11 protein-coding genes and 1 pseudogene are annotated in these 12,118 nt (G+C 39.2%); 7 read left to right on the top strand and 5 right to left on the bottom strand.

Going from position 1 to position 12,118, the window contains the following annotated elements:
• From HP439_RS14390 to glyA, 4 genes are all read right to left on the bottom strand, one after another.
• A partial coding sequence (locus HP439_RS14390; RefSeq protein ID WP_172391034.1) for a signal recognition particle protein occupies nt 1-922 on the bottom strand: 922 nt, incomplete at its 3' end.
• 131 nt (nt 923-1,053) lie between these two features.
• Complete coding sequence (locus HP439_RS14385; RefSeq protein WP_172391033.1) at nt 1,054-1,740, bottom strand: zinc metallopeptidase; 687 nt, start codon at nt 1,738-1,740, stop codon at nt 1,054-1,056.
• A gap of 207 nt (nt 1,741-1,947) precedes the next feature.
• Nucleotides 1,948-2,538 carry an RNA polymerase sigma factor gene (locus HP439_RS14380; RefSeq protein WP_172391032.1) on the bottom strand — a complete coding sequence of 197 codons (591 nt, stop codon included), beginning with the start codon at nt 2,536-2,538 and terminating at the stop codon, nt 1,948-1,950.
• A gap of 221 nt (nt 2,539-2,759) precedes the next feature.
• On the bottom strand, nt 2,760-4,031 hold the full coding sequence (gene glyA / locus HP439_RS14375; protein WP_172391031.1) for a serine hydroxymethyltransferase: 1,272 nt from the start codon (nt 4,029-4,031) through the stop codon (nt 2,760-2,762).
• A 272-nt stretch (nt 4,032-4,303) separates the two neighbouring features.
• Between glyA and HP439_RS14370 the strand changes: the two genes are divergently transcribed.
• From HP439_RS14370 to HP439_RS14340, 7 genes are all read left to right on the top strand, one after another.
• Nucleotides 4,304-4,657: a HesB/IscA family protein gene (locus HP439_RS14370; protein WP_172391030.1), complete on the top strand. Its 354-nt coding sequence runs from the start codon at nt 4,304-4,306 to the stop codon at nt 4,655-4,657.
• A gap of 256 nt (nt 4,658-4,913) precedes the next feature.
• Nucleotides 4,914-8,321, top strand: a complete 3,408-nt coding sequence (ileS, locus tag HP439_RS14365; RefSeq protein ID WP_172391029.1) for an isoleucine--tRNA ligase — start codon at nt 4,914-4,916, stop codon at nt 8,319-8,321.
• Nucleotides 8,322-8,323: 2 nt separating this feature from the next.
• Nucleotides 8,324-8,710 carry a TraR/DksA family transcriptional regulator gene (locus HP439_RS14360; protein ID WP_172391028.1) on the top strand — a complete coding sequence of 129 codons (387 nt, stop codon included), beginning with the start codon at nt 8,324-8,326 and terminating at the stop codon, nt 8,708-8,710.
• A 73-nt stretch (nt 8,711-8,783) separates the two neighbouring features.
• Nucleotides 8,784-9,434 carry a lipoprotein signal peptidase gene (locus HP439_RS14355; RefSeq protein ID WP_172391027.1) on the top strand — a complete coding sequence of 217 codons (651 nt, stop codon included), beginning with the start codon at nt 8,784-8,786 and terminating at the stop codon, nt 9,432-9,434.
• Between the two features lie 205 nt (nt 9,435-9,639).
• Nucleotides 9,640-10,548 carry a M20/M25/M40 family metallo-hydrolase gene (locus tag HP439_RS14350; protein WP_246229374.1) on the top strand — a complete coding sequence of 303 codons (909 nt, stop codon included), beginning with the start codon at nt 9,640-9,642 and terminating at the stop codon, nt 10,546-10,548.
• Nucleotides 10,536-11,474 carry an SDR family oxidoreductase gene (locus HP439_RS14345; protein WP_246229373.1) on the top strand — a complete coding sequence of 313 codons (939 nt, stop codon included), beginning with the start codon at nt 10,536-10,538 and terminating at the stop codon, nt 11,472-11,474. The genes HP439_RS14350 and HP439_RS14345 overlap by 13 nt, the downstream gene beginning before the upstream one ends.
• Complete coding sequence (locus HP439_RS14340; RefSeq protein ID WP_172391025.1) at nt 11,467-11,991, top strand: acyl-CoA thioesterase; 525 nt, start codon at nt 11,467-11,469, stop codon at nt 11,989-11,991. The genes HP439_RS14345 and HP439_RS14340 overlap by 8 nt, the downstream gene beginning before the upstream one ends.
• 33 nt (nt 11,992-12,024) lie before the next feature.
• Here HP439_RS14340 and HP439_RS19550 read toward each other — a convergent pair.
• A pseudogene (locus HP439_RS19550) lies at nt 12,025-12,118 on the bottom strand (EVE domain-containing protein); the annotation flags it as partial.

The following is a 12,118-nucleotide window of genomic DNA, read 5'->3' as shown; positions in this document are numbered from 1 at the left end:
GTTGTGCACGTTCCACGAGAGACACAACATCCCCCATGCCTAGGATACGAGAAGCCATACGATCTGGATGGAACACATCCAATGCTTCCATCTTCTCGCCCGTACCTATAAACTTGATTGGTTTGTTAACAACTGATTTTATAGATAATGCAGCTCCTCCACGTGTATCTCCATCTAATTTTGTTAAAACAACACCTGTAAAATCTAAGCGGTCGTTAAAAGTCTTTGCAGTATTTACGGCATCTTGGCCAGTCATAGAGTCAACCACAAACAAAATTTCGTTGGGTTGTGTAGCATCCCTAACAGCAGTAATTTCAGTCATTAACGCTTCGTCAATTGCCAAACGACCAGCCGTATCAATGATTACAACATTATTACCATCTCGCTTAGCCTGTTCAACCCCCTCCTTAGCAATTGCTATAGGGTCAGAAGAATCACGATTTACGTAAACTGGAACATTAACCTGTTCTCCAAGAACCTGCAACTGATCTACCGCCGCGGGACGATATACATCGCCAGCGACTAATAGAGGCTTTTTTCCTTTGCTCTCGCGTAGGTAATTCGCCAATTTACCAGAAAATGTCGTCTTACCCGCTCCATTCAAGCCTGCGATCAAAATGATTGTTGGATTTTTTGTTATGTCAAGATCAGTGACAGTTCCGCCCATCAATTGCGTTAACTCATCATTCATGATCTTCGTTAAAAGCTGACCGGGCGATATACTCGTTAACACATTTTCGCCTAATGCTTTTTGTTTAACGTCATCAGTAAATGTTTTTGCTGTTTTATAATTCACGTCGGCATCTAAAAGTGCCTTGCGAATTTCTTTCATCGTCTCAGCGACGTTTATTTCAGTGATACTTCCTTGTCCTTTTAATACTTTAAAGGCCCTATCCAGTTTATCTTGTAAATTCTGAAACATGTGTATTTATAGTCTAAAATTATGCTAAGTGCCAAAGATACGAAATAGTGCTGAAAGCTACCATACTTTTATGCCCACAAAAAATGCGACAAAAGATTTCGTCGCATTATTAATCAAAATATTTTGTGAAGTTAGTCTCTCCTGCCGAAAAGTAACGACGCGTAATATAACAGTGTGACCAATGCAGACAATGCGGCAACTACATAGGTCATTGCAGCCCATTTTAACGCATCCTTAGCCCCATCGTGTTCTTCCGTCGAATGGGTTATATTCGCCGAATTCAGCCAAGCTAATGCCCTATTCGAGGCGTCGAATTCTACAGGAAGCGTAATGAATGAAAACAACGTCGTTAGAAACAATGCTCCCACCCCGATAGCTAGCAAAATTGGACTTTGCACGGTAAACATAATTATAACACCTGCCATTAGGACCCAAGAAGTCAATTTCGAAGCGACACTCACAACAGGAACCATAGCCGAACGGAACGAAAGCCAGTTGTACGCTGTAGCATGTTGCACAGCATGACCACATTCATGCGCAGAAACGGCGGCAGCGGCGACACTACGTCCATGATAAACTTCTGGGCTTAGATTAACAGTCCTATTTGCTGGGTTATAATGATCTGAAAGCTGACCTTGATCTGCTACTAATACTTCCACATCATTGATACCATTCTCGCGAAGCATTTTTTGAGCGATTTCTGCGCCAGATAAACCAGACGAAAGCGGAATTTCGGAGTAAGTCTTAAACTTACTTTTAAATCTTGCTTGCACGATCCAGCTTACTAATGCAATACCAATAAATATAATCCAATACATATCTTAATATTTTACTTTGTTCAACTTTATACTGAGCCGTTGATCAATTAACGTTCCACATGCTAAATTTTTCTTTGAAGATACAAAATTGCATTCATTTTGGCAGACAGGAGTTTCAAATATCATTTTGAACTGACATTTTTACATCTTTAAAATAAAAAGCCACCCTCAACGAGGATGGCCAATATTTTAATTGGATCTTTAATTCTAGCCGATATTTAGCATAAGGTTATGCTCTTCAATCATCTTTCGCAAATTATTCAACGCATAACGCATCCGACCTAATGCCGTGTTTATACTTACGCCAGTTATATCCGCAATATCCTTAAAGCTCATTTCACAAAAATGGCGCATAATTAACACCTCCTTTTGATCATCTGGAAGACGCTGGATTATCTTGCGTAGATCAATATCTCTCTGGTTGATAACTAATTTTGATTCCTGACTCTCATCAGCAAATTCCAACACCCCGAAAATATCATATCCTTCGCTGCTAACTACAGTCGGACTCCTTTTTTCACGCCTAAAATGATCAATAACCATATTCTGCGCAATTCGAATAACCCAAGGTAGAAATTTCCCTTCGTCATTATATCGACCTGCTTTTAATGTTTTAATCACTTTTATAAAGGTTTCTTGAAAAATATCTTCAGCGAGATATTCGTCCTTCACCTGTAAATAAATGGATGTGTATACCTTCGTTTTATATCTATTTAACAAAACTTCAACGCCACTCTCATTCCCCGCTATATAAGCTTGAATTAGTTCAAGATCACTCTTTTCTTTTAACATTTTCATAATAAATCTCCTAGATTTAGTTTGAATTAATTTTTAAGAGTAAAGTTTTCTATAGGCGCTTGCTTTTAGTTGATTTAATATTCCAAATCACGTTAAAAATAACGAGTAATCAAATTTACGCATTGTTTTTTAACATTTATTCACACTTGGTCACTTTTCCGTTACAATAAAAAGGCCCGACAAAATATGAAGGGCCTTTTTCAAAAGAAATAAGTGTTTTTTTATATGTATAAGGGAAACGCCGCCATCAACGAACGTACTTTATCGTGAATGGTAGCTAACGCTGCATCATTGGAACGACTTATGAGTGCTTCGTCAATTAATTCCCCTATCTGGAGAATTTCATTTTCTTTGATACCTCTTGTTGTTATCGCTGCTGTACCAAAACGAACGCCAGAAGTCACAAACGGAGAACGAGAATCGAAAGGCACCATATTCTTATTCGTTGTGATTCCAGCTTTACCTAATACAGCCTCGGCTTCTTTACCCGAGATGTCTTTATTACGCAAATCAACCAACATTAGATGATTATCGGTACCACCAGAAATAATCTTATAATCTTTCTCCACGAAAAACTGAGCTAAAACCGCAGCGTTCTTTTTAACCTGTTTAATATAATCCAAATAGTCATCAGAAAGAGCCTCCCCATAAGCAATCGCTTTTGCTGCGATAGTATGTTCTAAAGGACCACCTTGGGTACCCGGAAACACGGCTAAATCTAACAATTGTGTAATCGTACGAATGTCACCTTTAGGCGTTTTAATTCCCCATGGATTTTCAAAGTCCTTTCCTACCATAATCATACCCCCACGTGGACCACGTAAAGTTTTATGAGTTGTAGTTGTAACGATATGACAATGAGGAAGCGGATCATTTAATAAGCCCCTTGCGATCAAACCTGCTGGGTGAGAAATATCTGCAACAACTAAAGCCCCAACCTCATCGGCCACCTTGCGAATACGAGCATAATCCCAGTCCCGAGAATAGGCAGAAGCACCGCAGATAATTACTTTTGGTTTCTCCTGACGTGCAAGTTCTTCAAGCTTTTCATAATCGATAAGGCCGGTATCTTCTTTGACGCCATAAAACAAAGGTTGATATAATTTACCTGAAAAATTCGCTGGAGATCCGTGTGTCAAGTGCCCGCCATGAGATAGGTCGAAACCTAAGATCTTATCACCTGGTTTTAGAATCGCTAAGAAAACTGCAGCATTTGCTTGCGCCCCAGAGTGAGGTTGAACGTTCACCCACTCCGCACCAAATAACTTTTTAGCACGCTCAATCGCGATTGTTTCAATCTCATCTACGACCTCACACCCACCGTAATAACGCTTGCCCGGCAAACCTTCAGCGTATTTATTGGTCAACACAGAACCCGCGGCTTCCATTACTTGCTTGCTCACGAAGTTCTCTGAAGCAATTAACTCGATTCCTTCTTCCTGACGTTTTAGTTCATCAGAAATTAGATTAAAAACGACCTGATCTCTTTCCATTATTTTATTATTAAGGAATATATTCTATTAATTTTCTAATTTCGACGCAAATATAGTATAAATCAAACAAAAACACATTAACAACGTCGGATTCTTTTCAGAACACAATAAGTTTAAAGCTTGGTATTTCAGTTGAAACTTCGTATAAAAAATTGAAACACGTTCCTTTTGTGTACGTGTTTTTCACTTCAATGTCAAAAATACTTAGGATCTAATATTGTAGTTAAAAAAGCGTAGATTTGTACTATCTGACAAGTTTTAAGTTTAGTAGAATGAGTATAGAAAACACAACAGAAATAGCTCCAGTAACGGTAACCGCAGGGGCCCTAATCGAGCTAAAGAAATTAATAGATCAGCAAGAAATTGGAAATGATTTCGGTTTGCGTGTGGGTGTTGAGGGCGGTGGCTGTTCCGGTATGAGTTACATATTAGGCTTTGACCAAAAAAAAGATGGGGACAGCGAATACGAGATTGACGGCATCCGTCTTTTCATGAACAAAGCTCATGGTTTATATCTAGCCGGGATGGAGATAGACTTTAAAAATGGTTTAGATGCTCGGGGTTTTACATTCAATAATCCCAACGCATCGAGTACCTGTGGATGTGGAAGTTCATTCGCAACATAATCATTTAAAAACTATAAAAGGAGGACATTAGTTCCTCCTTTTATAGTTTTTACTTTAAACAGCTTGACTATCCCAAGCAAAATCGTATTACCTTAACGCTTGGCTAATAACTCTCATCCGAACCGCATTCAATAGCCCTACAGTTACCCTTCCAAAACCATCTCAATTAGTCGATAAAATCATTAAATTTTCTCTATTCGTTGTTAGAGATAAAATCATTAAATTAGCGACCTTTAATAAAACATAGTAAATTCGGATGTACAAGGAATATAAGCAGTTAAACCTGCCAGAAATAGGCAAAGAAATTTTAACAAGTTGGGAAGCAAATAACATCTTCGAAAAAAGCATTAGCAATCGTCCCTCAAATAAACCATATACGTTCTACGAGGGACCACCTTCCGCGAACGGTATGCCTGGCATTCATCACGTGATGGGCCGCTCAATCAAAGACATTTTCTGTAGATACAAAACACTTAAAGGTTTTCAAGTTAAACGTAAAGGTGGATGGGATACCCATGGACTTCCGATCGAGCTAGCGGTCGAGAAAACGCTGGGAATTACGAAAGAAGATATCGGCAAAAAGATTACCGTTGAAGCATATAATGATGCTTGCCGCAAAGAAGTAATGAAATACACAGATGTTTGGAATGATCTCACGCAAAAAATGGGATATTGGGTTGACTTAGAAAATCCATACGTAACCTACCAAACAGAATACATTGAAACACTCTGGTATTTACTTAAAGAACTATACAACAAGAACCTATTATACAAAGGATATACAATTCAGCCCTATTCTCCTGCTGCAGGAACCGGGTTAAGTTCACACGAATTAAATCAACCTGGCACATACAAGGATGTAAAAGACACGACAATCGTTGCTGAGTTCCGTTTGGACAAAACGCAAATTCATCCCTTTTTAAATACGCTCGTTGAATCCGAAGATGAAGACGTGGCTTTTATAGCTTGGACGACCACACCATGGACGTTACCTAGTAACACTGCGCTTGTCGTGGGTAAAAATATCGATTACGTAAAGATTAAAACTTTTAATCAATATACTGGTGCTCCCGTATCGGTAATACTTGCGAAAAACTTAATCAGCAAACATTTTAAAACGGAGGGAGAAAACGCATCTTTTCAAGAATATAACGTTGGCAATAAAATATTACCCTGGGAAGTAACCACTACATTTAAAGGCGAGCAGCTTATCGGGCTACGCTATGTCCAGCTCTTACCTTACGTCACCAGTGAGGAACTCCAAGATAAAGCATTTCGCGTAATACCGGGAGATTTCGTCACTACGGAGGACGGAACAGGTATTGTGCACGCAGCGCCTACATATGGTGCCGATGACTTTCGGGTGTGTAAAGAAAATAATATTCCCGCTATCCTAGTTCGCGATGAAAACGGGAAAGATGTACCAACGGTAGATCGAACTGGCCGTTTTATTAAAGAAATCACCGATTTTGCTGGCCGTTTTGTCAAAGACGAATATTACAGCGATATAGAGCGGCAGGATAAAGAGTTCAAAGGCACAGATGTACTTATCGCCATTAAATTAAAAGAAGAGAACAAAGCCTTTGACGTAAAAAAATACGAACATACCTATCCACATTGTTGGCGAACAGACAAACCAGTCCTTTATTACCCATTAGACAGTTGGTTTGTTCGTACTACAGCGGTCAAGGAAAAGTTAGTCGAACTCAATAAGACGATCAACTGGAAGCCAGAAGCTACGGGATCCGGACGTTTCGGAAATTGGCTGGAAAACTTAGTTGACTGGAACCTATCACGATCGCGTTATTGGGGTACACCATTACCTATTTGGCGTTCTGAAGATGAAAATGAAGAAGTTTGCATTGGATCTCTTCCTGAGTTACGCTCACTTCTTAAACAATCTATTGCCTCCGGGGTGTTAAATGAACAGGAGAAAGAAGTGAACCGAGCATATCTTTCTAAATTCGATACCCAATCTCTTGACTTACACCGCCCATATGTAGACGATATTGTACTAGTTTCAGACAACGGACAGAAAATGTTTAGAGAACCAGACCTGATCGATGTTTGGTTTGACTCAGGCGCTATGCCATACGCACAATGGGGATTAGATCACGACAAATTAGCTAATGGCGATCTGGCACCATTTAACGAGGGCTATAATCAAGCATTTCCTGCGGATTTCATCGCTGAAGGTGTCGATCAAACAAGAGGATGGTTCTTTACGCTTCACGCCATTTCCACAATGATCCAAGGATCCGTAGCATTTAAAAATGTCGTTTCCAACGGTCTTGTGTTAGACAAAAATGGAAACAAGATGTCTAAACGACTCGGAAATGGAGTAGACCCATTCAGCACAATTGAAAAATACAGCGCCGATGCGACACGTTGGTACATGATAAGCAATGCAGCCCCTTGGGACAATTTAAAATTTAACGAGGAAGGTTTGGACGAGGTACGTCGTAAATTTTTCGGAACTCTTTATAACACATACGCGTTCTTTGCTTTATACGCAAATATTGACAACTTCAACTACTCGGAGTCTGACATTCTGGAGCGCCCAGAAATTGATCGCTGGGTCATCTCGTTATTAAACAGTTTAACGAAAGAAGTTGATTCGTTTTATGACGAATATGAACCAACGAAGGCTGCCCGCGCTATTCAGAATTTTGTCGACGAACACTTGAGCAACTGGTTTGTCCGTCTATCGCGTCGACGTTTCTGGAAAGGAGAATATAGTGCTGATAAAATTTCAGCATATCAAACATTATATACTTGCTTAAATACAATAGCAAAACTAATGTCGCCAATTTCACCTTTCTTTTCTGATCGGTTATACTTAGACCTCAACGCTGAAACTGGCAAAGAGCCATACGCTTCAGTGCATCTTGCAGATTTCCCTGTATATAATAGTGAACTGGTAGACAAAGAGCTGGAAGAACGAATGGCGTTAGCACAAGACATTTCGTCGCTGACCTTGTCGCTACGAAAAAAAACGGGGATAAATGTCCGCCAGCCATTGAACAAAATTCTAGTTCCTGTACTTGACAACACGTTCCAGTCTAAGGTAGAAAAAGTCCAAGAACTGATCCTTTCAGAGACTAACATAAAAAGTATTGAATTTATCAGTGACACTACCGGTATCATCAAAAAGAAGATCAAACCAAACTTTAAAGCGTTAGGTGCAAAGGTGGGTAAAGACATGAAAGTTGTTGCGGCAGCAATACAAAAGTTAAGCGATTCTGAAATAGACGCAATAGAAAAAGAAGGAACCTTAATATTGACAACCGGGCATACAATAGGGCTTCAAGACGTCGAAATTATTGCCGAAGACGTCGCAGGTTGGCAGGTTGCGAATTTAGGCAAACTAACGGTCGCTCTTGACATTAACATAACTGATCATCTTCGAAAAGAAGGTTTAGCTAGAGAATTAATTAATCGAATTCAAAACCTGCGTAAAGAGAAGGGATTCGAGGTCACTGACAGAATAATGGTGTCGTTGTCACAAAATACTGAAATACAAGAAGCTGTAAAAGATAATTTGTCGTATATTTGCACCGAAATTCTGGCTGATTCATTAGTGTTCAAGGACGGATTGATGGGCAATATAGACGTAATTGAGATTGACAGCACCGAATTAGAAGTATTAATTCAGAAAAATTAAATATGGAAACGAATAAAGAAAAAACACGTTATAGCGACGCTGAACTGCAAGAATTCAAGGATATCATATTAGAAAAACTTCGCATTGCTAAGGAAGAGTTAGCCTCCTTGACGTCAACACTTAGTAATAGTGATGCTAATGGGACTGACGATACAGCGGGAACCTACAAAACATTGGAGGACGGGTCCGCGACCTTGGAAAAGGAACAAGTAAACCAACTCGCTGCTCGACAAAAGAAATTTATCGACAACCTTGATGCTGCGCTTGTAAGAATTGAAAACAAGACCTACGGAATATGTCGCGAAACTGGAAAATTAATTCAGAAAGAGCGCCTAAAGGCAGTCCCACATACCACTTTGAGTATTGAGGCGAAAAACAAACAATATTAGTTAAAGAAAATCCATATTAAAATGAGCTGGCCTCAGAAAATAATTTTGAGACCAGCTCATTTGTTTTAATTATATGAAAGCATACACCAAGCCAGTACTGTTAATAGCTATCATCTTATTGGTAGACCAGATTTCTAAGTTTTGGGTAAAACTAAACATGACCATTGGCCAAGACTTTGATATTATCGGCAACAAATTTCTGATTCATTTCATAGAAAATAACGGTATGGCTTATGGAATGGAGTTTGGTGGCGAATTTGGCAAACTATTCTTGACTTTATTTCGAATCATTGCAGTTGCGGGCATAGGGTATGGACTTCATTACATGGTCAAAAATAAATATCATCGAGGCTTCATCCTGAATGTAGCACTCATATTTGCAGGGGCCACTGGAAATATTATTGACTCCACGTTTTATGGACTTATTTTCAGTGAAAGCACCTTCTACCAAAAAGCTTTACTATTTCCAGATGCCGGCGGATACGCATCGCTGTTTCACGGAAAAGTTGTTGACATGCTATATTTCCCGTTAATTGAAGGTAATTTCCCGGAATGGTTTCCATTATGGGGCGGCGAACATTTTCTCTTTTTTAGACCTGTTTTCAATGTAGCGGATTCTGCTATTTCCGTTGGTGTAGTCTTAATATTATTATTCCAACGAAGGTATTTCAAAGAAGAACACGTTGAGAAAGAAAGCGCCAACAGTGAAGTACTTGAAGACTAATATTTTTGCCCCTTATAAATTAGAAGGGGCTTTTTTTATGTTGCCTACCCCGCGCCAAAACGTCATTATATTCTGGTTAAATAGTATGTAATTACTATCCATATACAAATGAAAATTTCAAATACTTATTTTAATACCTTTGATTTGTATCTTTGACGATATGAGACTACATTACTTTATTCCATATTACGTGTTAATAGTCCCTATGCTATTAATTTTTACTCGACCGGTCTATTCCCAAGTCAACACTGAGCTGTTAAAAAAACATATCGTACTACTTGCATCCGACAAGATGAAAGGACGTGGCACAGGTTCTAACGAGGTAAAAGAAGCTGCGAAATATATCGAAGAAAATTTTAAAGACTACGCCCTTGAACCAAAGGGTGAAAAAGGATACAGGCAAAGTTTTACAGCTAAGGTTAGTCGTGTGGTTGTAGCGGATAGTATCCGGAAAGCTGATAACATTATTGGCTTCATTGATAATAATGCACTATACACCATTATAATTGGTGCACATTATGACCATTTAGGTCAAGGACTCCAAGGCGGTTCGCGTGATTCGCTAGGCGTTGGACAAATACATAATGGTGCTGACGACAACGCATCTGGAGTTGCAGGGCTTCTAGAGTTAGCTCGCCATTACTCCAGCAATAATATTAAAGAAAAATTCAACTTTTTGTTTATAGCATTCGGTGCAGAAGAGCTAGGACTATTAGGATCCAAATATTTCACCGAACACCCGACAATACCCATCGAAGACATGCATTGGATGTTAAACATGGATATGATTGGACGGTATAATCCAGCAAACGGACTAGCAGTCATCGGTTACGGAACGAGCTCCAAATTTGAAACCATTTTTGAAGGGTTAACAAGCGAGATCCAATACTTTACCAGCAATGACGGAAACGGAGGATCAGACCAAACTTCGTTTTATAAAAAAAATGTCCCGGTACTCTTTTTCCATACAGGTGGACATGAAGACTACCATAAGCCGGGCGATGATCCCGATAAGATTAATTATGAAGCGTTAAAAGCTATTATTGAATTAGAAATAAAGGTAATAGATCTTTCAATGGAACAACCTAAAATGGATTTTAAATGGACAAACTGATTAATCAAGCTATGCGCGTACTGATAACAGGATCTAATGGATTTCTCGGACAAAAATTTATAGAGAAATATATAGATCACGAGGGCATCACGATACTTGGGATATCAAAAAGCAAAAATAGAAACATTTGTCTACCCGAAGAAAATTTCCAACAAGTAGACATCAAAGATTTTGAAGCTTTACTAAATATCTTCAACACTTTTAAGCCAACACATATTATCCATACCGCTGCAATAACCAGTGTCGAGGCGTGCGAAGACGAAAGCGACAATTGCGAACGCGTAAATGTACTAACAACCGAAAAAATAGCGGAATATTGCAACAGAACAGGAAGCCACCTCACTTTCATTTCCACAGATTTTGTATTTGATGGAAAGAATGGCCCTTACCGCGAAGACGACCCGACGTCACCATGTAACGCTTATGGGCGGAGCAAAGTAGAGGCTGAGCAGCGTATTATTCAAACTGGATGTAATCACGCAATACTCAGAACAATACTTGTCTACGGAGTAATTGCAGACAAAAACCGATCTAATATTGTTTTATGGGCAAAAAATAAATTGAGCCAATCCGAGACGATATCCGTGGTAAACGATCAATGGAGAATGCCTACTTGGGTAGATGACTTAGCCGATGCTTGCATGTTGGCGGCAGAAAAAAGAGCGCAAGGCGTCTTCCATATATCCAGTAATCAGCTTTTTAGCATACTGGAAATTGTACAGCAAGTTGCAAAGCTTTGGAACTTAAACGCAGATCTAATAAAACCAATCTCAGCAGAAGCTATCGGACAGGCCCATAATCGTCCTCAAAAAACAGGTTTCATATTGACCAAAGCAGAAAAAGAATTAGCTTTTCTACCAACACCTCTCCTCCGCTCTTTTGAGATTATGAAACAACAACTAGAAAGATTTGAAACTTATGGATAAGAAATTTGCTAATGAGTCCTATACGGAAATGAACGAATTAGTTCTTCCTAACGACACTAATACGTTTGGTAACCTTATGGGTGGAAGGCTTCTATATTGGATGGACATTTGTTCCGCAATGGCTGCTCAAAAACACTCAAACAGTCCTGTCGTTACCGTTTCAGTTGATAATGTCTCTTTTAAACGATCCATCAAGCTTGGTGAAGTAGTTACTATTCAAGCACAAGTCACTAGAGCTTTTTCCACTTCTATGGAAGTCCGAATGGAAATTTTTGCACAAAATTTACCAAAAGGAACGAGAGAAAAATCAAATGAAGCGTATTATACGTTTGTCGCTATCGATAAAGACAATAACCCTACTAAGGTTCCACAACTCATCGCTGAGACCGATATTGAAAAAGAACTTTTTGAGAAAGCTTCACAACGGCGAGAACTTCGGTTAATATTAGGCGGTAAGCTAAGCGCAGAAAATGCCATTAGCATTCAAAATCTTCTAAAGATCGCACAAAAAGGTTAACAAAACACAGGAGCGAGGTTCCTGTGTTTTGTTTTACTCGTTCCCTAAAGCAACAATTCGATCAAATTCTTCCACTTTTAGCGGCATTACAGACAATCGTCCTTGGCGGACTAACGCTACATCCTGC

This window comes from Sphingobacterium shayense (genome assembly GCF_013179575.1).
Taxonomy (GTDB): domain Bacteria; phylum Bacteroidota; class Bacteroidia; order Sphingobacteriales; family Sphingobacteriaceae; genus Sphingobacterium; species Sphingobacterium shayense.
Note: the sequence above shows the minus strand (reverse complement) of the source record. Positions and strands in the feature narration are given on the sequence as shown.

Coding starts and splice junctions, on each gene's coding strand:
- HP439_RS14385 (WP_172391033.1), bottom strand. CDS start 1,740: ATGTATTGGATTATATTTATTGGTATTGCATTAGTAAGCTGGATCGTG.
- HP439_RS14380 (WP_172391032.1), bottom strand. CDS start 2,538: ATGAAAATGTTAAAAGAAAAGAGTGATCTTGAACTAATTCAAGCTTAT.
- glyA (WP_172391031.1), bottom strand. CDS start 4,031: ATGGAAAGAGATCAGGTCGTTTTTAATCTAATTTCTGATGAACTAAAA.
- HP439_RS14370 (WP_172391030.1), top strand. CDS start 4,304: ATGAGTATAGAAAACACAACAGAAATAGCTCCAGTAACGGTAACCGCA.
- ileS (WP_172391029.1), top strand. CDS start 4,914: ATGTACAAGGAATATAAGCAGTTAAACCTGCCAGAAATAGGCAAAGAA.
- HP439_RS14360 (WP_172391028.1), top strand. CDS start 8,324: ATGGAAACGAATAAAGAAAAAACACGTTATAGCGACGCTGAACTGCAA.
- HP439_RS14355 (WP_172391027.1), top strand. CDS start 8,784: ATGAAAGCATACACCAAGCCAGTACTGTTAATAGCTATCATCTTATTG.
- HP439_RS14350 (WP_246229374.1), top strand. CDS start 9,640: ATGCTATTAATTTTTACTCGACCGGTCTATTCCCAAGTCAACACTGAG.
- HP439_RS14345 (WP_246229373.1), top strand. CDS start 10,536: ATGGACAAACTGATTAATCAAGCTATGCGCGTACTGATAACAGGATCT.
- HP439_RS14340 (WP_172391025.1), top strand. CDS start 11,467: ATGGATAAGAAATTTGCTAATGAGTCCTATACGGAAATGAACGAATTA.